Genomic DNA, 22,884 nt, shown 5'->3' with positions numbered 1-22,884 from the left:
TCGTGCCGGGCACCGCGATGGCCATTTTGCATGGCCGAACTGTCCCCAGATGGTTGACCACCGAGGTCTGTGACCTAGCTTTACAATGGAGCGTCCCAGACTCCGAAATGGTGGCATGGCGCGCACCGTGGGAGAACTCCCCGGGACGTTGAGGATGGAGAGGCGCGAGCTGGCTTTCGACCGGCGCCCAGCCATGCATCGCCAAAATTCCCCCAGTACTGGGGCCGAAGCGATGACAACTTCGAAGGCAGGCAGTTAGCCAGGGCGAGGAGCCACACACCGCTTCACGAGCTTAAAGTTACATCGGAAACCGCGCAGGTACGGCGATGTCAGATCTTGCCGGGTTTTACGCAGACGACACAGGTCTCGCTCTCCTGGGCGGGATGACAATATTTGTATTGGTCGGCTTCTTCCTTGTGGTCCGGCGTATCCTCATCGCAGCGAGACGGCGTCACCAGTATGGCTACCTGAGCGAAAGTACGCCTATTCCCCTCGATGAGGCTTCTTGGGCCTGGGATCGCCCACGCAATCTTGCAGCCAAGGCGGCTTCTTCCCCGGCCGCCGTGCCCCCGCCCCCGGATGTTCAGGGTCTAAACTCCGGTAAGTCCGGGGTGCGAAAGGATTATCTCAACACGATGCCCGAAGCGGACGAGAACTCGCGCGAGGACCTGCCCGATGCTTTGGCCTTACCTCCCCGTGTTCGCAGGCCGACGAGCCCCTTGTTACGCTTGAGCGTCGCCGCAATTTGTCTGGCCGTGCCGCTTGGCTATGCGTTGACGAGACAAAAGCCGGTCGAAAGCGCCCCCGCTGTTTCGCGGGCCGATAGCTACTCCCTTCCCGATCTTTCACGCCCCTTGGAGATTCCTGCCAGCACGGCATTGGATATGCCCGAATCAGCCGACGCACCCACGAGCGGCGAATTGCCGAACCCGGATCTCAACGCTGCCGAAGCACAGGTCGAGGCAGCTCGTGCTCAGGCAGCAGCTGCAACGGAATTGGCTGGCCAGGAGCACCGAGCGATGGAGGAGGAGCGCGCCAGGAGTGCCTCTCTGGAGAGTGCGCTCGCTGAGACGCGCAAGCAGATCGAGGTGCTGAAGACAAGCATGGCAGCCGCCGCCGACGCCAGCGAGGAGCGTTTGCGCAACGAACGTGTGGCAGCCCGCACGCTCGAGGCATTGCGGTGGATTGCGCAAGATGTCCGCGCGCGGATCAGCGAAACCATCGACCATGTCTCTATACAGATGCCCGCTGCTCGCCTCGAACGGGAGCGAACCGAACGGATGGCGCGCGACCTAGCGCAAGCGCGAGCGCAAATTGAACAGCTGGAAGCCAAAGCCGCCGGGGATCGCGCCAGAGCCGAGGCTTCGCTGGCGCAAGCGAGCGGGATGCTTGACGAGGAGCGCCGGAAGTCGGAGGACCTTCGTGCCGACATCGCTGAAATGGAGCAGTCCAAGGCCGCGATCGCGGACACGGCTGAGCGGGAACGGACCGGTGCCGCCGCGACGCGAGCAAGGGTTGAGCAGACTGCTGCCGAGACGGCGCAGGCATTGGCGCGGGAACAGGCTTCGGCAGTCGCGGCCCGTGCGGACCTCGACAAAGCCCGGCTCGAGCGCGACGCGGCCGAACAGGAGCGAGCCAAGGCCGTCTTAGCCAAAGAGCGTGCCGAGCAGACTGCCGACGAGACGGCGCAGGCTCTGGAACGCGAACGCGCTTCAGCAATATCGGCCCAAGAGGACGTCACCAGAGCCCGCCTCGAGCGCGACGCGGTTGAGCAGGAGCGAGCTAAGGCTGTCACGGCGAAAGTGTATGCCGAGCAGGCTGCAACTGAAACAGCGAGGGCGCTGGAGCGCGAACGCGCTTCGGCAGTCGCGGCCCGTGAGGACCTCGACAAAGCCCGGCTGGAGCGCGACGCGGCGTTGCAGGAGCGAGACAGGGCTGTCGCAGCGAGAGAACGTGCGGAGCAGACTGCTAGCGAGACGGCGCAGGCGCTGGAGCGCGAACGCGCTTCGGCAGTCGCGACCCGGGAGGACCTCGACAAGGCCCGGCTGGAGCGCGACGCGGCGTTGCAGGAGCGCACCAAGGCGGCCGCAGCGAGCGAGCATGCGGAGCAGAGTGCTGCCGAGACGGCGCAGGCTCTGCAACGAGAACGCGCTTCAGCAGTGTCGGTCGGAGAGAACCTCAACAAAGCCCGCCTCGAGCGTGACACAGCCCGCCAACTTTTGGGACAGGCCGCCATGAGGCTGAAGGAGGCTCTGGACAAGCAACGTGAAGCGACGGTTTCCTTCGCCCGCGAGTTGGCCGCCGCGCGCGCCGATAATGACAAGCTTCGGGCTCAGCGCCGCGACGCTCAGATAGAGCCGCCGCTGAAGCCGCGCACTGGCCGCGCATCGGCCGGCGCAGGTCAGACGAAAGCTGTCAGCCAAAAGAAGTCTACGTCCAGCAAGGTTCGCAAACCGTCGCGCGAAATCCGTGTGCGTGCCATCACGCTTCCGTTTTCCCTCCGGCCAAGCCATTCGACGTTGGACTGAGCTGGAACGACTGCCCTTGAAAATCGGGCGCTGGGCGGCATGAACTCGGACGTCTACGGCGAGGGCTCGCACTGTGCGCTATGTCAGCCCGATCACGCTGCCTTTCGCGTTCAATTCGCAGCTGACCGGCGCCTGGCGCGTCTCGACGCCGTTTTGATATCCGTAGTCGATGCTGACCTGGACGGGAGCCGATATCCTCTGACGGCTCAACCGCCGTACGGAACCTGCACTGCTGACGCGCACACTGGTCGCGCCAAACTGAGCTGCGGCCTGCTCGATTGCCTCACGGCAAGCACGAACGATGTTGTCCGGGACACCCGGCAGCACTTCGAGTGGATGGACTGCCAGTGGAATGGCGCTGTCTTCGAAGGGCAGCAGGGCGGGCGGAAGGTCGAGCGACCTTCCGCCGTTGCCGGCTACGCCCGCCCTTGACGTCACTGACTCGGTTGTGGTGGGGCTGCTTCCGTCATCGTTAGACGGTGGGGACGGTGGGTCAGACGGCGGACTGCCGCCGGAGCCACCGGGATCGCCGCTAGTTCCGTTGTGCTGACCGTTGTTGCTGCCAGCGCCATGACCTCCGTTATTCCCGTGATCGCCACCAGCGTTATGACCTTGGCCGCGCTCGCCGGCGGCCGCGGCTCCCGCGCAAGCTATCGCGACAGAGCACGCGAACGCGAAACGGACCAAGCTGGATCCCAGATATTGACGCACGGCACCCTCCAAAGGCGCTTCGGCCAGCCGTCCTTCCGCCGCATGCCGTCAGAACGGCGCAGTACCCCCCCGGGCAACTCGCGACTACGCCAGGGAAATTAACTAGGGGATGATTCCGGTCTATCAAGGGACTGGGTGCGGCAGCACCCAAGTGCGGGGCAGATTTGAAGGACCTGGCAGCTGATAGTTCATACGGCCCGGGAAGCCCCAAAATCCTTTCTCCTTGCGAGTCGACAGCGCTTAGGCGATTTTGCCGATCATTTCGGGAGGAAATCGTGCGAAACATTCCGGCATCGGCGCTGCTGCTGGCGGCCGCTTTTTATGCAACCACCGCCGACGCTCTGGACAGTTCGGCCACACCTGTTGTCGTGACGCCATTGGCGTCCAAGACGACGACGGCATCCGGCCAGCCGATCAAGCTGCCCCAGAAGAATGTCGAGGTCCAGGTGTCGGCCTATCAGATCGCGCCCGGCGCGACGCTGCCGGTGCACAAACATCCCTTCCCGCGCTATGCCTATGTCGAGGCAGGCACCCTCAAGGTCACCAACGTCGAGACCGGCAACAGCAACACCTACAAGACCGGCGATTTCATCGTCGAGATGATCGGCCAGTGGCATCAGGCGACCAATATCGGCAGCGATCCGGTGAAGCTGCTGGTGATCGACCAGGTCGAACAAGGCGCCAAGAACACAATCCTGAAGCAGTAGCGAGGCAACGGGGCTCAGCTGTTCCGCGGTAGGGCGGGCGCTCCAAGGCTTGAGCAATCAATAACTGCGCGCCGAACAAAACCGAAAGTGCAAAGTGACGCTTTCGCTTGCTGGACCGATTGATGCGGCTTTCGCCTCGATCGCCCCAATGCTAGGGCTGCGCTTTCTCTTCAACACGGATGGATGATGGTGACCGACGCTCAAAGGCCCCTGATCGAACTCTGCGTCGAAGGCATTGACGGGCTGCTTGCCGCGCAGGCCGCCGGCGCCGACCGGGTCGAGCTTTGCGCCAGCCTCGTCGAAGGCGGCATTACGCCGAGCCTCGGCACGGTGCGCGTAGCACTCGAACGTGCGACCATCCCGTTTCATGTTATCGTGCGCCCGCGCGGCGGCGATTTTCTCTACAGCGAGGCGGAATACCAATCGATGCTGGCCGATATCGGCGCGCTGCGCGATCTCGGCGTCGCCGGCATCGTCGTCGGCTGCCTGACCGCTGACGGCGCAATCGATGAAGCGAGAATGAGCGAACTGGTGCGCTCCGCCGGTCCCCTCAATGTCACCTGCCACCGCGCCTTCGACATGACGCGTGACCCGGCCGAGGCGCTCGAAGCGCTGATCCGCTGCAAGGTCGGCCGCGTGCTGACCAGCGGGCAACGCGACACGGCGCTGGAGGGCGTCGATCTGCTCGCGCGCTTGGTTCGCCAGGCCGGCGCACGCATCATCATTCTCGGCTGCGGCGGGTTGGCGCCCGACAATATCGGCGAGGTTCGCCGGCAAACCGGACTGACCGAGATGCATTTTGCCGCGCTTGCCGACGTGCCGAGCGCCATGCGCTACCGCAACCCGCATGTCGGCATGGGCGGCACCGATCTCGATCGCGAGTACCGCAACACGGTGACCGACCAGGACTTGGCGGCGGCAACGATCGCGGCCGCGAGGGTCTGATGCCGGAAGTGACGATGTCGAAAGATCGCGCGCCGATCGAACGCGTTTCGCCTGCCGACGAGGCCGCCATTCTCGCTCTCAACAACGAGCATGCCGCCGAGTTGTCCTGGCTGGAGCCGGAGCGCCTGTCATTCCTGATCGGGCAGGCTTTCTACACGCGCCGCATCGGGACGCTCGAAGCCTTCATCATGTGCTTCGATCAGGATGCCAGCTACGAAAGCCCGAACTTCCTCTGGTTTCGTGAGCGCTATCCCCGCTTCGTCTATGTCGACCGGGTGGTGGTCGCGGCCGAAGCGCGCGGCCGTGGCCATGCCCGCCGTCTCTACGAGGATCTGTTCGAGCATGTCAGGCGCGCATGCCACACGATCGTAACCTGCGAGGTCAATGCCGATCCCCCGAACCCCACATCGGATGCCTTTCACGCCGCGCTCGGCTTTGCCGAGGTCGGCGATGCCGTGATCCACGGCGGCAGGAAGTCGGTGCGCTACTACGCCAAGCCGATCGACTAGCGCATGGTCCTGAAAGCCAGAGGCTTTCAACCATACGCCAAACAAGGTTCGTGCGGCCGCCGCACTGGCCACAAACAGAAGCTGCAGCTAATGTATCGCCTTCGCGTGCTGGGGGCGTGACATCATGCCAAGCAACGTCTTCCGCTTCGACGAGAGTTGGAACATTCCCGATGCCACGCCGCAGGAAGTGTGGGACGTTCTGTCCGACGCCGAGTTGCTGCCGCTCTGGTGGGGCGACGCCTACAAGGAAGTCGAGCCGCTCGACAAGAAAGGCAAGGCCGTTGTCGGGTCACGGGCAAGAGCCAGGGCGCGAGGCGCCCTGCCCTACGAGCTGAACTTCATCATCGAGGCCGCGGAGCTCGCACCTGGCCGGCTGGTGGTGGTGAAGACCTTGGGCGATTTCGACGGCATGTGGCGGGCCGAGCTGTCGCCAGCCGGAAGCGGGACGCATGTGAAGCTCACCTGGCAGGTCATCGTGGAGAGGCCGATCCTCAAACTCCTGGCACCCTTGCTCAGGCCGGCTTTCGCGTGGAATCACCGCTGGACCACACCTCGCGGCGAAGCCGGGCTTCGGCGCTATCTCGCCGCACAAAAAACCGGCAAGGCCTGACCTCCTCACCAATTGCGGTTGAGCCAGCCGCGCGCCGGTTTCTCGACGATGTAGTAGCTCGCCAGGGCGCAGGCGAAGACCGCGGCCAGCATCGGGATCGGCGCCACGTCGCGGTCATGGACGAATTTGTAGAAGGGCTGCTGCCACAGATAGAGCGAGTAGGACCACAGCCCCAGCATCACCATCGGCCGCGACGACAGTAGGCCGGTCAGATAGCCGCCGGCGAAGTCGAGAGTGTTGACGGCGAGCGCCAGCAGCGGCACGCCCAGCAGATAGTGCAAGGGCGTCGGCACCGGATCGAGGAACAGCAAGATTCCCCCGACCGCGGCCCCCAGCGCCAGATGCCGGTTCCTGAGGAATGCCGGCAGGTGTCCATCGGCCTTGAGCAGGCAGATCGCCGCCGACAGCAGGATCGAGGCGATATGCACGTCGGTTCGCCAATAGCTGGTTTCGTAGTCCATACCGAAGACCCAGTAGGAAATAGCGCCGTTGGCCATAGCGAGCAGCGACAGCATGACAAGCAAGCGCACGACATTCGCGCGCCTGGAAACCGCTACGCTGATCAGCGCCAGGATGACATAAGAATGCTCCTCGATGGCAAGCGACCAGATATGGTCGAGCGCGCCCGCGCGATTGATGAGAATGCCGGCATAATTGTAGGTGAATGTCAGCGCGGTAAGCGCCGCCTTCCATTTGAAGGCAATGAAGGTGCCGGAGAGCCCGATCATGACGGCAATCACGAACACCAGCAGGGCTGGATAGACGCGGGCGAAGCGGCGCTTGAAGAATTTCTTCAGCGGAAAGCGCTCGACGAACAGGATTTCTCCCATCAGCCGGCCGCTCAGCACGAAGAAGAACTCGACGCCGAGCACGCCGAGGTTGATGCCGCGAATCGGAAAGAAATGGCCGATCAGCACCAGGGCGATCGACAGGCCGCGCCAGCCGTCGAGATAGGCCAGCCTTGCCCGTGCCGCTTTGTCGGCTGCGGCCCGCGGCAGGACGCCGGCCGTCGCGGAGATGTCGGTCATGCCCGTCCCTCGCAACTCGAGGTCCCGGCAAGCCGTGCCTGGAACCGCTTCGTTTTCCCCGCCGCATTTAGTTTGCAGTGCGGAATAATCTTGTGCAAGTGCGAAGCAGCGAATTCACAGGCAGTTCCTGCCAAGCGATTGCGAACACAAAAAAAAGGGGCCGCGGGCGGGTCCTGCCGCCGCTTGGTGAAGCCGCCATAGTCGGCAATGTTTCGTGGCCTAATGCCTTGCCCGCCTGCCGAAATCGGCAGAATGTGCGGATCGATTCATATCCAACGCAGAGACCGCCTATGGCAGACTTCGTCCTCCCTCCGCCCGCGATCGCTTCGGTCGCGGTGGCCGGCTCGGCGGAACGGTTTGCCGTGCGCCGCATCTTCTGCGTCGGCCGCAACTACGCGGCGCATGCGCGAGAACTCGGCAATGACGAGCGCGATCCGCCCTTCTTCTTCACCAAGCCGGCCGACGCCGTGGTCGACAACGGCGCAGAGATCCCCTACCCGCCGCTGACTGGCAATCTCCACCACGAGATCGAGCTGGTCGTGGCGGTCGGCAAGGCCGGCTTCCGCATCCCCCTCACCGAGGCGCTCGCGCATGTCTGGGGCTATGGCGTCGGCGTGGACCTCACTCGCCGCGACCTGCAAGACCAGGCGAAGAAAGCGGCTCGCCCCTGGGACTGGTCGAAGGCCTTCGACTTCTCCGCGCCTTGCGGCCCGCTGCTTCCCGTCGCAAATTCCGGCCATCCCGAAAAGGGCCGCATCTGGCTAGCTGTAAACGGTGACATAAAACAGGACGGCGACCTCGCCGAGCTGATCTGGCCCGTCGCCGATGTCGTCTCGATCTGCAGCGAAGCGGTCGAGCTCCAGCCCGGCGACCTGATCTTCACCGGCACGCCGGCCGGCGTTGGTGCGGTTCAGGCGGGCGACAAGATCACTGGTGGCGTCGACGGCATCGGCGCCGTCGAGGTCACCATCGGGCAGCCGAAGCGATGAGCGACCTCGTCCTCCATAATTATTATCGCTCCTCCACCTCCTACCGGGTGCGGATCGCGCTGGAGATGAAGGGGCGTGTCTACACCTATGTGCCCCACCATCTGCGCCATGGCGAGCATCTCGAGCCCGCCTATCTCGCGGTCAATCCGCAAGGGCTGGTACCGGCGCTGGTGCTCGACGACGGAACGCTTTTAACCCAGTCGCTGGCGATCATCGAATATCTCGACGAGATCGAGCCCGAGCCGCCGTTGTTGCCCAAGGATGCGCTGGGACGCGCCAGGGTCCGGATGCTGGCGCAGATGATCGCCTGCGACATCCATCCGGTGAACAATCTGCGCGTGCTCACCTCGCTGCGCACCTTGTTCGGCGCCGGCGACGAGGATGTCGTCAACTGGTTCCGGCATTGGGTGAATGAAGGTTTCCACCCGCTTGAAAAGATTCTGGCCGCCTCGCCCGAGACCGGCGGGTTCTGCCATGGCGATACACCGGGGCTCGCCGATATCTGCCTCGCCGCGCAGGTCACCAACAATGCCCGCTTCGGCGTCGACATGGCGGCCTATCCGGTGATCTCGCGCATCCACGCCGCCTGCATGGCGCTGCCGGCGTTCCAGAAGGCTGCGCCGCAGAACCAGATCGATGCCGAGTAGGGAAGCCAGGGATCCCGACGAGGCTAAGACGCTCGCCGATATGGAGGAGTATGGCTGTCATATTCTCTACGTGCTGGAGGACGACGAGCACCCGCCATTCGCTTACTCGGTGGGGATAGAGTACAATTTCAAAGCCCCTGAGCTGGTCGTCATCGGGTTCAAGCCGGAGCTTTCGCAGACCATCATCAACGAGTATTGCCGACGAGTGCGCAGCGGCGAGAGGTTCAACGTTGGAGAGCAGGCGCCGGGTTTCCTGGGAGGTGGCTTCGACTGTCAATTCGGTGCGGTCCATCCCGACCACTACCCTGAATATTTCGGTTGGGACCTATGGTTTTACAACTGGCCCGTTTTCCGGATTCTGCAGCTTATCTTTCCGGCAACCTCCGGTGTTTGGCCATGGGATGCCGAAGCCGGCGAGTGGTTTTGCAAGCGGCAACCATTGCTCGACTAACCACCATGGCCGACTTAGCTTGGGACCTATTACCCAAAATCGCCCTGCCCTTTGAACTGGATAGAAAGCACTCCCATGAAAGCTGTCGTCTTCGAAAAATTCGGCGAAGCTCCCACGATCCAGACCGTGCCTGACCCCAAGCCGGCGGGGGATGGCGTCGTCATCAAGGTCGAGGCGACCGGTCTTTGCCGCAGCGACTGGCATGGCTGGATGGGTCATGACGACGGCATCACGCTGCCGCATGTCCCCGGCCATGAACTGGCGGGCGTCGTCGTCGCCGCCGGCAAGCAGGTGAGCCGCTGGAAGGCCGGCGACCGCGTCACCGTGCCTTTCGCCGTCGGCTGCGGCCGCTGCTTCGAATGCAACTCCGGCAACCATCAGGTCTGCGAGCACCAGACCCAACCTGGCTTCACGGGCTGGGGCTCGTTCGCCGAATATGTCGGCATCGAGCATGCCGACACCAATCTCGTACGCCTGCCGGACGAGATGGAGTTCGCCACTGCCGCCAGCCTCGGCTGCCGTTTCGTCACCTCCTTCCGCGCCATCGTCGACCAGGGCCGGGTGACGCCCGGCGAGTGGGTGGCGGTGCATGGCTGCGGCGGTGTCGGTCTCTCGGCGATCATGATCGCCAGCGCCATGGGCGCCAATGTCATCGCCATTGACCTGACCGACGAGAAGCTGGAGTTTGCGAAAAAGATCGGCGCGGTCGCGACCATCAACGCTTCGACCACGCCCAATGTCGTCAAGGCCGTCAAGCAGATCACCAACGGCGGCGCGCATATGTCGATGGACGCGCTCGGCCATCCAACCACGTGCTTCAACTCGATCGCCAATCTGCGCCGGCGCGGTCGCCATGTTCAGGTCGGGCTGATGCTGGGCGACCATGCCCGCCCGCAAGTGCCGATGGACAAGGTCATCGCCTTCGAGCTCGAAATCCTCGGCAGCCACGGCATGCAGGCCTACCGCTATTCCGCCATGATGGACATGATTCGCACCGGCAAGCTGAATCCCGAACTGTTGGTCGGCAAAAGGATCAGCCTCGATGAGGCGCCAGCCGCATTGATGGCGATGGGCGGCTTCGAGGGCATCGGCATCGGCGTGGTGACGAAGTTTTGAGTAGGCTTCCTACCTGGCGAACTTCTTCGCCCCGAACACGCAGGCCACCACGCCGAGCGTGACAACCACCATCAGCGGGCTGACCTGCTCGTGCAGCAGACTCGCCGCGAGCGCCAGGCCGAAGAAGGGCTGCAGCAGTTGCAATTGCCCGACCGCGGCGATGCCGCCCTGCGCCAGGCCGCGATACCAGAACACGAAGCCGATCAGCATGCTGAACAGCGAGACATAGGCGAGGCCGATCCATGCGCCGGAGCCGACAGCGGCAAAAGACGGCGGCAGGGTCGCAAAGCTCAACGCCAACATGACCGGCAGCGACAGCGCCAAGGCCCAGCAGATCACCTGCCAGCCGCCGAGCTTGCGCGACAGCGCCGCACCTTCCGCATAGCCCAGCCCGCAAGCGATGATGGCTGCGAGCATCAACCCGTCGCCGACCGGTGAGGCGGTCACGCCTTGCGACAGCGCGAAACCCGCGACGAGCGTGCTGCCCAGGCAGGAAAACAGCCAGAAGGCCGGGCGCGGACGGTCGCCGCCGCGCAGCACACCGAAGATCGCTGTCGCCAGCGGCAGCAGGCCGACAAAGATGATGGAATGCGCCGCAGTAACATGTGTGAGCGCCAGCGCCGTCAGCAGGGGAAAGCCGACCACGACGCCCAGCGCAACGACGACCAGCGAGACCAGATCCCCGCGATCCGGGCGCTTCTCGCGGAATAGGAACAGCATTGCGATGCCGAGCAGGCCAGCGATCGCCGCACGGGCCGATGTCAGGAAGGTCGGGTTGAAATCGACCACCGCCACGCGCGTCGCCGGCAACGAGCCGCTGAAGATCAGAACGCCGATGAAGCCGTTGAGCCAGCCGTTGAAACTCTTATCCATCATCCGCTCCGTTTGCGCTTCTGTACCGGCGCAGCGCATGGCCTTGCCAGAGACAATGGGGTACAATTCCGCAAAACTGTATTGGTCGACAGGGAAGTACAGATGGACACGCCCGACCCGAAGGCGACGAATGCCGGAACGCTCGTCGAAGCCGTCATGTCGGCAATCCGGCAGCGGATCGCCGCGCGCATCCTGACGCCGGGCGCGCGCTTGCCTTCGATCCGCGCCTTCGCCGGCACGATGCAGGTGTCAAAATCTACGGTGGTCGAGGCCTATGAGCGGCTTGCGGCGGAAGGCACGATCCGCTCGCGGCCGGGCTCCGGCTTCTTTGCCGCCGGCCCGCTTGCGCCGCTGTCGCTGGCCGAGATCGGCCCGCGGCTCGACCGCACCGTCGACCCGCTCTGGGTCTCGCGGCAAGCACTGGAGGCAGGCGACGATATGCTGAAACCGGGCTGCGGCTGGCTGCCGGCTTCCTGGATGCCTCAGGCCGCGTTGCGGCAAGCACTGCGCGGCGCCGCCCGAGCCGACGATGCGACGCTTGCCGACTACGGCACGCCGCTTGGCCTGCCGGCACTGCGGCAGCTGCTTGCCCGCCGCCTGTCGGCGCACGGCGTCGAGGCTTCGCCGGACCAGATCATGCTCACCGAGTCCGGGACGCAGGCGATCGACCTATTGTGCCGCTTGCTCCTCGAGCCGGGCGATACGGTTCTGGTCGACGATCCCTGCTATTTCAACTTCCATGCGTTGCTGCGCGCGCACCGCGCCAAAGTGGTCGGTGTCGCGATGACACCCTCAGGGCCCGATATCGACCTCTTCGCGCAAGCGCTCGCCGAGCACAAGCCGCGCCTCTACATCACCAATTCCGCGCTTCACAACCCGACCGGCGCGGTGCTCTCGCCGCTTATAGCGCACCGGCTGCTCAAGCTTGCCGATCAATCGGATCTTGCCATCGTCGAGGATGACATTTTCGCCGATTTCGAGCACACGCCGGCGCCGCGGCTCGCGGCCTTCGATGGCCTCGGCCGCGTCGTCCAGATCGGTTCCTTCTCGAAGACGCTGTCGGCTTCGGTGCGATGCGGCTTCATCGCCGCGCCCCGCGACTGGATGGAACGGCTGATTGACCTCAAGATCGCCACGACTTTCGGCGGCGGGAGGCTCTCCTCGGAACTGGTGCTGACTCTGCTGAAGGACGGCAGCTACCGCAAGCATGTCGAGCAGTTGCGCACCCGCCTGTCGCGCGCAATGGCCGAAACAGCCGGCAGGCTGAAAGCAATGGACGTTATGCCCTGGATCGATCAGGCGGCCGGTATGTTCCTGTGGTGCCGCCTGCCCGACGGCATCGACGCCGCCGATGTCGCCCGCCATGCGCTGGCGGATAATGTCGTGCTGGCGCCCGGCAACGCCTTCAGCCTGTCGCACTCCGCCGGCCGCTTCATGCGTTTCAACGTCGCCCAATGCGCCGATGAGCGCAACTTCAGAGTGCTTGAAAGGGCAATGGCGGCGTCCCGCCGCAAAGGCGCGACGCAGCCCGGCAGCGGCAGAGCTTAGGCGCCTGCCCGCTTGCGGCGCTCATACATCATCACCAGCGTCTCGGCAGTCAGCGCCGGCTTCTGCTCGCCCTCGATCTCGACGGTGTTCGCGGCCTTCATCAGATATTGGCCGGGGCCGCGGTCTTCCATGGTGAGCAGCGTCGTGCGCAGCCGGATACGTGCGCCGGACTTCACCGGCGCCAGGAAGCGCACTTTGTCGAAGCCATAGTTGAAGGCGGCTTGCGTGTTTTCCGGCACGATGCCCATCTCCAGCGCCAGCGCGCCGATGATCGACAGCGTCAGATAGCCATGCGCGATCGTAGTGCGGAACGGGCTCTGCCGCTTCGCGCGCTCCGGATCGACATGTATCCACTGGTGGTCGCCCGTGCATTGGGCGAACTGGTCGATGCGCTGCTGGTCGACCGTCGTCCAGTCCGAGACGCCGATCTCCTGGCCGGCCATTGTCCGCAACTGTTCGAAGGTCGGCGGCGTCCTCGGCCGATTTTCCGTCATTCCTGCTTTCCTGCTGGCTTCTGCCAATCTCCCGACCATGAACCGGCGGCTCCTGTCAATTCGCGGCGCCTCGATTTCACCCTCAGAGTTGACGGATTTACGGCAAGCCGCGAACGCGCAGCCGGACGCGCCGATTGCTCAGCCGCCTGAACCCGATCCGGGAAACCCGAATAGGCGTCCTGGATTGCTCACTTCCCGTCGTAGCCGGCCCGGATTTCCGCCATCGCGTCCTTGATCCTGTCGCGCAGGATTTCGACCGATTCGGTGCCGGATTTCCGAACCAGGTCGGCGACCTCGCCGGCATTCTTCAGCGTTGTCTCGAAGGATTTCCTGGCGAAATCCACCTGCTTCGTCATCAACTCCTGCGGATTGCCCGGAGGCTGGTAGTTGCGTGCCATCCGGGTAATTTCGCCGAGCGCCTCCTGCACCATTTCGTGCTGTCTCGACAGAATGGATGACGCGCCGGCGGCGCTTGCCCTGGCCGACTTCTCCAGAGCCTCGAGATTCCTGCGGTGGTGATCCAGGATCGCCTGGATGTCGACCTTCGGCAGCTTCAAGTCGCGGCCGAACCTGCTGAAGATGTCCAGAAACGAGTCGGATTCCGGTTGTCTTGCCATGTCGCCTCCCGATCTGCCGCTTTTACAGCGCCCACTAGGGAGAATAGTGCGCGCCCGGTCCGCGTCAATTGAGGAGAAGCAGCCGCTCCGCCGTATAGAGTGCCAAGCCGGCCAGACCGCCGATTACCATGCCGTTGAAGCGGATATACTGCAGGTCCTTGCCGATATTGATCTCGATCAGCCGCGTCAGCTGGGCCAGATCCCAGCGCTTGACCTGATCGGCGATGAATTTCGACACGCCGCTCTTCTGGCTTTCGACGAAGGAGGCGAACGCCACAACAAAACCCTGGTTCATGTCGGCCCTGATCTGGGCATCGTCGGCCAAATGTCGTCCGACCTCGACGAACAGATTGGCGAGGTGCTCGCGAATCGTCGAATTGGCCGCGTTGGCGTCCTGCTCGATGAACAAGCGCAGGCTTGCCCAAGTGTCGCCGGCGAGAGCCCTGACTTCCGGACGGCCCAGGAAATCGCGCTTCAGCTTTTCGGCGCGCCTTGCATATTGCTTCCAGGTCCTGAGCCGCTCGACGAAGCGAAGTACGAAACGGTCGAACTCGGCGCGCGCCGGATGATCGGGATCGGCCCGCACCTCCTCCAGCAGCAACCCGGCGGAAGCGACAATCTTCTTGAGCAGATAGGCGTCGGCGCGAAACAGGTTGAACAGCGACGGCAGTTCCTCACGGATCTTTTCGCGCATCGTCGCCAGCGCCTTCTCGTCGTTCAGGAAGCGCCCGACCACCCTGGTGAACTCGTCGAACAGTTTCTGGTGGCGCCGGTCGTCGGTGAGCGCCGACAACAGCTCCGCGGCTAAAGGCGCCAGCGGCACTTTTTCGATCTGCTCCAGCATGCGGCTGGTGACGAAGTCGCGCAGCCCGGACTGCTCCACGGCGGTCAGCGTCTGCGGCACCAGGCGGGCGACGAATCGCGACAGGTCGGCGGCGCGTTCGGCGTCGGCCAACCAGTCGGCGACGAGGGCCGCAAAGTCGACCTCGGCGAGCTTTTCCCGCACGGGCTCCGGCGCAAGGAAATTGGCCTCGATGAACCGGCCGAGATTGTCGGCGATGCGGTGCTGGTTCTCGGGAATGATGGCCGTGTGCGGGATCGGCAGGCCGAGCGGGCGCCTGAACAACGCCACGACCGCATACCAGTCGGCCAGCCCGCCAATGATCGCCGCCTCGGCGAACGCGGCAACAAAGCCGAGCCACGGATGGGTGACCTCTAAAGACTTGGCGAGCGCGAAGACAAGGATGCATAGGCCAAGCGCCGCGGCGGCGACGAACTTGGTCCGCCGCAATGCCGAGAGCTTTGCCTGCGCATCGGCGTCGAATCGAACCGGCGCGAGGGCCTGAGCTGATTGTGACATGGAAAGGTCTTCCCTATTGCACCCGGACTTATCTAGGGCCTGCGCCGGCGAAACGCTCGCTCAAAGCGCATTGCGGTGCGATGGCGGACTCGCACAAAAAGTTGACAAGATAATTCAGCTATGTAGCGGTCCAGTCTGGAATTGTTCCAAACTATGGGCCATATTCGGCCCAAGCTAATCTCGCGAGGATCACCATGCGGCTCACGCGCCAGACGAACTATGCGATGCGCATACTGATGTATTGCGCCGCGAACAGCGATCGGCTGAGCCGCATCCCCGAGATCGCCACCGCCTATTCGGTTTCGGAGCTGTTTTTGTTCAAGATCCTGCAGCCGCTGGTCGAGGCCGGCCTGGTCGAGACGGTGCGCGGCCGCAATGGCGGCGTCAGGCTCGGCCGCCCGGCAGAGCAGATCAGCCTGTTCGACGTCGTGCGCGTCACCGAAGAGAGCTTCGCCATGGCCGAGTGCTTCGAGAACGACGCCGCCGAATGCCCGCTGGTCGACAGCTGCGCCTTGAATTCGGCACTGCGCGAAGCGCTCAACGCCTTCTTCGCCGTGCTCTCCCGCTACACGATCGCCGACCTCGTCGCGGCGCGCCCGAATGTGCGCCACCTGCTTGGCATCGACCTCCTGGAGCAGCGCGCCCCGGCCGCCTAAGCTGCCGATTGCGGCAACACGAACGGAACGCTTCCAGCAGGCAGTGCGCCGACCTTGAGCCGACAGTCGAACACCTTTTCGATCAGCTCGTCATTGAGCACGTCTTGCGGTGAGCCGGCGGCAGCCAGCTGGCCACGAGAGAGCACGAAAATCCGGTCGGCATACATGGCCGTCAGATTGAGGTCGTGCAGGATCGCCACCACGCCGCCGCCGCGCCGGGCGAAATCGCGCGCGATATTCATGATGATGAGTTGGTGCTTGACGTCGAGGCTGGAGACAGGCTCGTCGAGGAAAAGGTAGCGCGGCCTGCCCTCGAGAACCGGCGCCCAGACCTGGCAAAGCACACGGGCAAGCTGGACGCGCTGCTGCTCGCCGCCTGAAAGTTCCTGGTAGAAACGGCCGGCAAAGCCGTCGAGATCGACACGCGCCAGCGCCCGCTCGGGCAAGCGCGCATCCTCGCCGGGCAGCACCCCGGAACGCCCGCCGATCAGGCCGAGACGAACGACCTCTAGCACCGTGAAGGGAAAGGACAGCGTGGTGGACTGCGGCAGCACGGCGCGATGCGTCGCTGCCTCCACCGGCTTCATGGAAACCAGGTCTCGGCCATTGAGGATGACAGTGCCGGTATAGGAGAGCTCGCCCGTCAGCGCCTTGAGCAGCGTCGTCTTGCCCGAGCCATTGGGCCCGACGATTGCCGTTACCTCGCCCGGCCGCGCCGTGAAATCGACATGCGACACGATGCGCCTGGAGCCGATCGCTACGGAGATGTCCCGAGCTTCGATCATCGGCTGCTCACAGATCAATGACGCCGCGCTTGCGCAGCAGGATCCACAGGAAGAACGGCGCGCCGGCCACTGCCGTGACGATGCCGATCGGCAGTTCGGCCGGAGCGACGATGGTGCGGGCGACCGCGTCGGCAAGCAGAAGCAACGAGGCGCCGAGCAAGGCCGAGGCCGGCAGTAGGTAGCGGTTTTCCGGACCGATGGCGAGGCGCAACAGATGCGGCACGACGATGCCGATGAAGCCGATGCCTCCGCTGACGGCGACCGACGCACCGACCGCCGCCGACACGCCAACGATGGCCGTGTATTTCAGCCGCTGGACCGGAATGCCGAGATGGCCGGCGGTCGCCTCGCCGAGCGCCAGCGCATCAAGGCCGCGCGACAGGAACGGCATCGTCGCCAGTGCCAGCAAGATCACCGGTCCGACCGTGCCGATTTTCGGCCAAGTGGCGCCGCCAAGCGAGCCGAGCTGCCAGAAGGTGAGGTCGCGCAATTGCCTGTCGTCGGCCACGAAGACCAGTATGCCGGTGAGCGCCATGGCAAGGGCGGCGATCGCCAGGCCGGCGAGCAGCATCGTGGCGACTGACGTCCGGCCGTGGCGCGTCGCAATGGCATAGAGCAGCAGCGTCACCGCCAGGCCGCCGAGGAAGGCTGCCAGCGGCAGGGCGAGCGTGCCAAGGGCGAGCGTGACAGGCGCAAGCCAGGTTGTGCCGAGCACGATGATTGCCACCGCGCCAAGGCTCGAGCCGGCCGAGACGCCGATCAGGCCGGGATCGGCGAGCGGGTTGCGGAACAGTCCTTGCATCACCGCGCCGGAGACGGCGAGCGCGGCGCCGATCAGCACGCCGAGCAGCACGCGCGGCATGCGGATGTCATAGACGATCAGCCGGTCGCGCGCGGCGAGCGTATCGGCCGGCACGCCTTCGGTCAGCCAGTCGCGTATGACGCGAACGGCGGACGCGTCCGAAGCGCCCGAGGTCAGCGACAGGAATATGGACAGCGCAAGCGCGACAGACAAAAGCAGGATGACGATCCTTGCCCGCGCCGAGCGGTCGCCATCGGATGCCCTCACCCTGCCCGCCGGCCCCGCAATCGACTGTTCGGCCATCCCGCTCAGTCCGTGACCTGATTGCCGTAAAGCGAGACGGCGAGGTCGTGGATGGCCGCGGCCGTGCGCGGCCCGAAGCCCAGCAGGTAGCCGCCATCCATGCTGATCAGCTTGCGGGCAGCTCCCGCGGGCGTTAAGGTGATCGATGGATTGGCCAACAGCTCATCTTCCGAGATCGGCGGACCGGCGTTTTTCATGGTCAGGATCACATCCGGCCTTGCAGTGACGATCGCCTCGTCGGACAGCTGCTTGTAGCCCGAAAAACCCTCGACCGCGTTGACGGCGCCGGCAAGCCTGATGATGCCGTCGCCAGCCGTATCGCTGCCCGCGGCCAGGATCTTGCCGCCCTGCATCGACAGCACGAACAGGACGCGCTTGCGCTCCTTGATCGCGGCCGTCTGCTTTTCGGCCGACTTCAGCTTCGCGTCCGTCTCCGCAGCGAGCTGCTCCGCCTTGGCCTCAACCCCGAGCGCCCTTCCGACGGTGCGGATCTTTTCGAGGATGCCTTCGTGGCTGTAGCGCTCTGGCACCTCGATAAAGGGCACGCTCGATTTCTTCAACACGTCGACGGTTTCCTTCGGGCCGCTGCCATGCAGGGCTAGAATCCCCGATGGATTGACCGACAGAACGCCCTCCGGCGACAGCGCGCGCATATAGCCAACATCAGGCAATTTCTGCGCGGCTTGCGGGAAAGAGCTGGTCGAATCACGGGCTACGAGATGACTTTCCTCGCCGAGCGCATAGACGATCTCGGTGATCGAGCCGCCGATGGAGGCAATCCGCGAGGTGTCGGAGAAGACGGCCCTACCTTCATCGGCTCCGGCAGGCAGAGCGGCGGCGGCAAGCAGAACGCCGATCAGCGGCGCAAGCGTAGAGCGGAAACGGTGAACGACACGCATCGAGTCTCGCCTCATGCAGCGGTCGGGCTGGGGATACGGGGCAGGTTCTCGGCCAGGAAGCGCCAGTCTTCGCGCTCGCCCTCGCCTTCATGGCGCTTGCCAAAGAACTGTATGATCATGCCCCCCTTGGCGTCATAAGCCTCGAGCGACGTGACATGGCCATCCTTGGTCGGCTTGCGCACCGCCCAGACTTCATGGATGTGATCGGTCCTCAGATGCAGGTGGAAGGTCTCGTCGAGCACGTTGATCCACGGCCCCATCGGCTTGACCGACTTGATCGGGCCGGAATGGATCTGGATGCACCCGCGGTTGCCGACGAAGCACATGATCGGCATCTCGCCTTCCGCCGCGTGGTGAAACATGGCGCTGACGGCATCATTGTCGAGCAGCCATGCATAGTCCTGGCCGACCATGCGCACCGCCTCACGGCGGCTGAGCTTCAGCGTCTTCAGCATGCCGAAGAACTGATGCACGTCGGTCATCCGGCTCCAGCGGTCGCGGAGGTCGTCGATGCTGGCTACCGAGGCTTGCACCTCCACTTCGTCCTCCGGCGCGCTTGAGGCGATTGCGATCGTCGGCTCCTGGTTCGACGACTCAAGGCTCGCCATCAGCTTCTGGTAAGCATAGAGGTTCGAGGCTGCCCGCAGATGCACCTTGTGAACGGCCTCGCCGGCCGCATCGAAGAACTGCAGGCTGCGGCGGATCTCGCCCCCGTCGCGTTTCTCGACGGCAAAGCCATGTGCCCACACTTTCGGGAAGATGCGCAGGTCGATGTTCTCGCCGAGCACCATGGCGTTGTGATTGCCAGTGACGACCTTGTCGTAGACGCCGATCTTTTCGTGCACGGCGCTTTCGTTGCGGGTCAGCGCCATCACTTCGCCGACCGCTTCGAGGCCGCTCAGCAAGTCATTGACGCACGGCTCGACGCGCACGGCGCCATGGCCGCAATGTGCCGCGACCAGCTCTGCTTCCGAAATGCCGAGTTGGGCCGCCAAATCGCGCTCGCGCATCTTCGGATTGTCTTCCCGCGAACCCCGGATCTCGTCCGGCGACGGCTTCACGCGTTGGTCCATATCGTCCACCTGCCCACTTTTTGTCTGCCCTGTTCGTCTGCCGATCGTGCTTACTTGTTGAGGATCAGCTTGCCCTGGCGGGTGATCTTCAGACGGTAGAGAGCACCATGATGTTCGATGCCGATCTCATGCTCGCCCTGGAACAGCGCGTTGCTGGAGAGCGTGCGCACTGACATCGCCACGCGGTCAAAACGCGCGGGCACGTCGTCGGAGCGGCGGCCGCGGTAGCGAAACTCGCTTGGGTTATGGCTGTTCATCTCATTCGGTCCCTTTTTCCTGTGCCGGCCACCGGGCCGGTCGCCTCGTCAAATGCCGATTAAATTCTTGACTCGATTTCTCATGTTTACTAGTCGTGCATTACCGGACTAAATGAGTCAACATTTAAGACGCCGGACGCGATCAAAAATGCGAGCGAGCCCCGCGCCAGCCAGCATCGAGCCTGAGAATCTGGGGTTGGGGCATGGGGTTGGTGAATTGGGGACGGCCGACAGATCGGCCGATGGCGAAGGAAATGGCGGCCTTGCTGGCTGGCGCGGCGGCAATCGCGCTCTGTATGCCGGCGGCCAAAGCGCAACAGGCCACCCAGCCGGCGGCTGACCAGCAGAGCGACCAGACAAAGAAGACTGACCAGAAAAGTGCAGGCGACTCGACGCTGCTCGACAAGATCCTCGTCATTAGCCGCACCGGCGAGACGGCGATCCAGTCGCTGGCCTCGGCCAGCCATGTCGACAAGGAACAGCTTGAGCGCCGCATGGCGACGACGCCGAACGAGATGCCGCTTGGCGTGCCGGGAGTTGCAGTGCAGGCCGACGCGCGACGCGTCAGCTCCAGCATCAACATCCGCGGCCTGCAGGATTTCGGCCGCGTGGCGGTGATCGTCGACGGCGCCAGGCAGGATTTCCAGCGCTCCGACCACGGCACGCAGTCGACCTTCTATGTCGATCCCGAGCTCATCAAATCGGTCGACGTGATCCGCGGCCCGGTCGCCAACACCTATGGCTCCGGCGCCATCGGCGGAGTGGTCTTCTTCGAAACCAAGGACGCCGGAGATTTCCTCAAGCCGGAAGAGACTTGGGCCGGATCGCTGACCGGTCGCTATGAAACGAATGGCAAGGGCTGGACCACCAGCGCTAGCGGCGCCTATCGCTTCAACGAGAACTGGGACGTTTTGGGCAACATCGTCTACCGCGACTACGGCGACTACAAGAACGGTGGCGGCGACACCGTTGCCGGCACCGGCTTCGACGTGCTGAGCGGCCTGCTCAAGACCACCATTCGCCCGACCGAGAACAGCGAGTTGAAGCTTGGCTGGGTCGGCTCGAAGGACGGGTGGACGGAGACCAGTGGCGGCGTTCCGGCCAACGATGTCGACCTGAAATCGAATACCTTCACTGCCCGCTACAACATCACCGACGATGCCAAAAGCTGGCTCGATCTCCACATCAACGCCTCTTACAACAAGACGCTTCTCGATCTGACGACGCTCGTCCCGCAGAACCGTTTCGATCCGACGACCGGCCTGCCCGTGGTGCTGCCCGCCGGGTCGCTCTCGACTTTCGATGTCGGGACGACCGGCATCGACATATGGAACACGTCGCGATTCGAGACCGCCGGCATTGCGCATGAGTTGACTTACGGCGGTGACTGGGTCGGCGACGACGTCGAAACCGGGGGCACAGCCGGCGGCGACAGCTTCTACACGCCGTCAGGTAAGCGCAACGTCTCCGGCGCCTATGTCCAGGACAAGCTGACCTGGGAATGGCTGGAGGTCATCACCGGCCTGCGCTACGACAGGTACAGCCTGAAGGACTCCGAGCACGAGACCTCGGGCGACCGGCTGTCGCCGCGCATCACCGTCGGCGTATCGCCCTTCGAAAGCGCTGGCTTCGCCGGCCTGCAGTTTTACGGCACCTTTGCGGAAGGCTACCGTTCACCCTCGCTGACGGAGACGCTGATCAGCGGTAACCATCCGGCCGGCGTCACCTTCCCCTTCCTGCCCAATCCAAATCTCAAGCCTGAGACCGGCAAGACCGTCGAGTTCGGCGTCAACTACAAGCAGAACGACATTTTCGAAGGCGGCGACGCTCTGCGGCTCAAGGCCGCCTATTTCAACAACAATGTCGAAGACTATATCGACGGCGTCACGCTGTCGGCCTTCGACCCGACCAGCGGCTGCCCGTCCGGCCCCGGCATCCCGATCTGCTTCCAGTACCAGAACTTCGCCAAGGCCAAGATCAACGGTTTCGAACTGGAAAGCGTCTATGACGCCGGCTGGGGCTATGCGGGCTTCTCGGCCTCGATCGTCAACGGCCACACCATCTCGTATGAGGGCGAGCGGGCCGACCTTGCCACCATCCCCTCCTCGCAGGTGACGGCGCAGCTCGGCCTTCGCTTCCTCGAGGACAGGCTCACCGTCGGCGGTGAGGTGCAATATAACGGCAAGCCCAAGGGCAATCCGGTGGCCAAGGACTATACGCTGGTCAATGCCTTTGCCAGTTACCAGGCGACCGACAACCTCAGGCTCGACGTCCGCGCCGACAATCTGTTCGAGGTCAAATACACCAATCCGCTCAACGCAAGCACGACTGCCGTCCTCTACGAACCGGGCGTCACGCTGAAGCTTGCGGCAACCATGCGTTTCGGAGGCTGAGAACCATGAACTTGACGACATCGCTCCGTCTCTTGACATCGGCGCTGGCGATGTCGCTCGGCCCGGTGCCGGCATGCGCCCAGTCCGCGCCGGCGCCGGCCCTTAATCTCGAACTCAACGCCGTGCAGCCTTCGGACAAGGGCTGCCGGCTGACCTTCGTCGTCAACAACGCGCTCGGCGCCGACCTGTCGAAGGCCGCTTTCGAGATCGCGCTGTTCAATGAGTCAGGCGTTGTCGACCGCCTCACCGTGCTCGATTTCAAGGACCTGCCGCTCGGCAAGACTAAAGTCACGCGCTTCTATCTCGCGGGCGCCGAATGCGGCAAGCTCGGCCGCGTGCTGATCAACAGCGCGACGGAATGCGCTGGAACCGGCGTCGAGCCGACGGCCTGCATGCGCGACCTGAAGACCTCGACTAAAACCGCCATCGCCTTCGGCGTATAGAGGTGGGGAGTGCATCCGGCCCGCCAAGGAGACGCCATGGCGTGGGCCATGGGCGGCAACCGATCTTGATTTGACAATTTCTTATCGCGTACGGCAGGTCTCGGCGCGAGACATGCAGGACATCAATCACTCCTCCGATG

Annotated in this window: 24 protein-coding genes; 13 read left to right on the top strand and 11 right to left on the bottom strand. The window is 63.9% G+C overall.

Annotation, left to right across the window (positions count from 1 at the left end):
• The first annotated feature begins 635 nt into the window (after nt 1-635).
• Nucleotides 636-2,528 (top strand): hypothetical protein, encoded by a 1,893-nt coding sequence (locus CK218_RS22160; protein ID WP_143749676.1) that lies wholly within the window; start codon nt 636-638, stop codon nt 2,526-2,528.
• 78 nt (nt 2,529-2,606) lie between these two features.
• Here CK218_RS22160 and CK218_RS30735 read toward each other — a convergent pair whose 3' ends face one another.
• Entirely contained in the window at nt 2,607-2,966 is a 360-nt protein-coding gene (locus CK218_RS30735; RefSeq protein WP_179294570.1) for a hypothetical protein, read from the bottom strand.
• Between the two features lie 548 nt (nt 2,967-3,514).
• Here CK218_RS30735 and CK218_RS22150 point away from each other — a divergent pair.
• The 4 genes from CK218_RS22150 to CK218_RS22135 all read left to right on the top strand — a co-directional run bounded on the left by CK218_RS22150 (nt 3,515) and on the right by CK218_RS22135 (nt 6,010).
• Nucleotides 3,515-3,946, top strand: a complete 432-nt coding sequence (locus CK218_RS22150; protein WP_095778447.1) for a cupin domain-containing protein — start codon at nt 3,515-3,517, stop codon at nt 3,944-3,946.
• 186 nt (nt 3,947-4,132) lie between these two features.
• Entirely contained in the window at nt 4,133-4,891 is a 759-nt protein-coding gene (locus CK218_RS22145; RefSeq protein WP_179294569.1) for a copper homeostasis protein CutC, read from the top strand.
• A gap of 14 nt (nt 4,892-4,905) precedes the next feature.
• Entirely contained in the window at nt 4,906-5,400 is a 495-nt protein-coding gene (locus CK218_RS22140; RefSeq protein ID WP_095778548.1) for a GNAT family N-acetyltransferase, read from the top strand.
• Between the two features lie 124 nt (nt 5,401-5,524).
• On the top strand, nt 5,525-6,010 hold the full coding sequence (locus CK218_RS22135; RefSeq protein ID WP_095828884.1) for an SRPBCC family protein: 486 nt from the start codon (nt 5,525-5,527) through the stop codon (nt 6,008-6,010).
• 5 nt (nt 6,011-6,015) lie between these two features.
• Here the strand turns inward: CK218_RS22135 and CK218_RS22130 are convergent, their stop codons facing one another.
• Nucleotides 6,016-7,038 (bottom strand): acyltransferase, encoded by a 1,023-nt coding sequence (locus CK218_RS22130; protein ID WP_095828883.1) that lies wholly within the window; start codon nt 7,036-7,038, stop codon nt 6,016-6,018.
• Nucleotides 7,039-7,328: 290 nt separating this feature from the next.
• Between CK218_RS22130 and CK218_RS22125 the strand changes: the two genes are divergently transcribed.
• From CK218_RS22125 to CK218_RS22110, 4 genes are all read left to right on the top strand, one after another.
• Entirely contained in the window at nt 7,329-8,027 is a 699-nt protein-coding gene (locus tag CK218_RS22125; protein ID WP_095778451.1) for a fumarylacetoacetate hydrolase family protein, read from the top strand.
• Nucleotides 8,024-8,674, top strand: coding sequence for a maleylacetoacetate isomerase (maiA, locus tag CK218_RS22120; protein ID WP_095828882.1), 651 nt, complete (start codon nt 8,024-8,026; stop codon nt 8,672-8,674). The genes CK218_RS22125 and maiA overlap by 4 nt, the downstream gene beginning before the upstream one ends.
• Complete coding sequence (locus CK218_RS22115) at nt 8,664-9,125, top strand: DUF4262 domain-containing protein (protein ID WP_095828881.1); 462 nt, start codon at nt 8,664-8,666, stop codon at nt 9,123-9,125. The genes maiA and CK218_RS22115 overlap by 11 nt, the downstream gene beginning before the upstream one ends.
• 75 nt (nt 9,126-9,200) lie before the next feature.
• Entirely contained in the window at nt 9,201-10,241 is a 1,041-nt protein-coding gene (locus CK218_RS22110; RefSeq protein ID WP_095778454.1) for a zinc-dependent alcohol dehydrogenase family protein, read from the top strand.
• Between the two features lie 9 nt (nt 10,242-10,250).
• Here the strand turns inward: CK218_RS22110 and CK218_RS22105 are convergent, their stop codons facing one another.
• Nucleotides 10,251-11,114 (bottom strand): DMT family transporter, encoded by an 864-nt coding sequence (locus tag CK218_RS22105; RefSeq protein WP_095828927.1) that lies wholly within the window; start codon nt 11,112-11,114, stop codon nt 10,251-10,253.
• A gap of 102 nt (nt 11,115-11,216) precedes the next feature.
• On the opposite strand from CK218_RS22105, the gene CK218_RS22100 reads away from it, so the two are divergent.
• Nucleotides 11,217-12,662, top strand: a complete 1,446-nt coding sequence (locus CK218_RS22100; RefSeq protein WP_095778455.1) for a PLP-dependent aminotransferase family protein — start codon at nt 11,217-11,219, stop codon at nt 12,660-12,662.
• Here the strand turns inward: CK218_RS22100 and CK218_RS22095 are convergent.
• From CK218_RS22095 to CK218_RS22085, 3 genes are all read right to left on the bottom strand, one after another.
• Nucleotides 12,659-13,156 carry a MaoC family dehydratase gene (locus CK218_RS22095; RefSeq protein ID WP_066999871.1) on the bottom strand — a complete coding sequence of 166 codons (498 nt, stop codon included), beginning with the start codon at nt 13,154-13,156 and terminating at the stop codon, nt 12,659-12,661. The genes CK218_RS22100 and CK218_RS22095 overlap by 4 nt on opposite strands.
• Before the next feature lie 188 nt (nt 13,157-13,344).
• Nucleotides 13,345-13,773, bottom strand: a complete 429-nt coding sequence (phaP, locus tag CK218_RS22090) for a TIGR01841 family phasin (protein ID WP_066999869.1) — start codon at nt 13,771-13,773, stop codon at nt 13,345-13,347.
• A 64-nt stretch (nt 13,774-13,837) separates the two neighbouring features.
• Nucleotides 13,838-15,133, bottom strand: a complete 1,296-nt coding sequence (locus CK218_RS22085) for a DUF445 domain-containing protein (RefSeq protein WP_095828880.1) — start codon at nt 15,131-15,133, stop codon at nt 13,838-13,840.
• 194 nt (nt 15,134-15,327) lie between these two features.
• On the opposite strand from CK218_RS22085, the gene rirA reads away from it, so the two are divergent.
• Nucleotides 15,328-15,789, top strand: coding sequence for an iron-responsive transcriptional regulator RirA (rirA, locus tag CK218_RS22080; protein WP_066999863.1), 462 nt, complete (start codon nt 15,328-15,330; stop codon nt 15,787-15,789).
• Here the strand turns inward: rirA and CK218_RS22075 are convergent.
• The 5 genes from CK218_RS22075 to hemP are packed head-to-tail and all read right to left on the bottom strand — an operon-like array spanning nt 15,786 to nt 19,908.
• The gene (locus tag CK218_RS22075) at nt 15,786-16,574 is read right to left on the bottom strand and encodes a heme ABC transporter ATP-binding protein (RefSeq protein ID WP_095801905.1); all 789 of its coding nucleotides are present in this window, start codon (nt 16,572-16,574) and stop codon (nt 15,786-15,788) included. The genes rirA and CK218_RS22075 overlap by 4 nt on opposite strands.
• Before the next feature lie 7 nt (nt 16,575-16,581).
• Entirely contained in the window at nt 16,582-17,679 is a 1,098-nt protein-coding gene (locus tag CK218_RS22070) for an iron ABC transporter permease (protein WP_095828879.1), read from the bottom strand.
• Between the two features lie 5 nt (nt 17,680-17,684).
• Nucleotides 17,685-18,578, bottom strand: coding sequence for a hemin ABC transporter substrate-binding protein (locus CK218_RS22065; protein ID WP_095828878.1), 894 nt, complete (start codon nt 18,576-18,578; stop codon nt 17,685-17,687).
• An 11-nt stretch (nt 18,579-18,589) separates the two neighbouring features.
• The gene (locus CK218_RS22060; protein ID WP_095828926.1) at nt 18,590-19,651 is read right to left on the bottom strand and encodes a hemin-degrading factor; all 1,062 of its coding nucleotides are present in this window, start codon (nt 19,649-19,651) and stop codon (nt 18,590-18,592) included.
• Between the two features lie 50 nt (nt 19,652-19,701).
• Entirely contained in the window at nt 19,702-19,908 is a 207-nt protein-coding gene (hemP, locus tag CK218_RS22055) for a hemin uptake protein HemP (RefSeq protein ID WP_095828877.1), read from the bottom strand.
• Between the two features lie 254 nt (nt 19,909-20,162).
• Between hemP and CK218_RS22050 the strand changes: the two genes are divergently transcribed.
• On the top strand, nt 20,163-22,301 hold the full coding sequence (locus tag CK218_RS22050; RefSeq protein WP_245435150.1) for a TonB-dependent hemoglobin/transferrin/lactoferrin family receptor: 2,139 nt from the start codon (nt 20,163-20,165) through the stop codon (nt 22,299-22,301).
• A gap of 5 nt (nt 22,302-22,306) precedes the next feature.
• Complete coding sequence (locus tag CK218_RS22045) at nt 22,307-22,744, top strand: hypothetical protein (RefSeq protein WP_095828875.1); 438 nt, start codon at nt 22,307-22,309, stop codon at nt 22,742-22,744.
• The last annotated feature ends 140 nt before the right edge of the window (nt 22,745-22,884 follow it).

The organism is Mesorhizobium sp. WSM3879 (assembly GCF_002294915.1).
In the GTDB taxonomy this organism is placed as follows: domain Bacteria; phylum Pseudomonadota; class Alphaproteobacteria; order Rhizobiales; family Rhizobiaceae; genus Mesorhizobium.
Note: the sequence above shows the minus strand (reverse complement) of the source record. Positions and strands in the feature narration are given on the sequence as shown.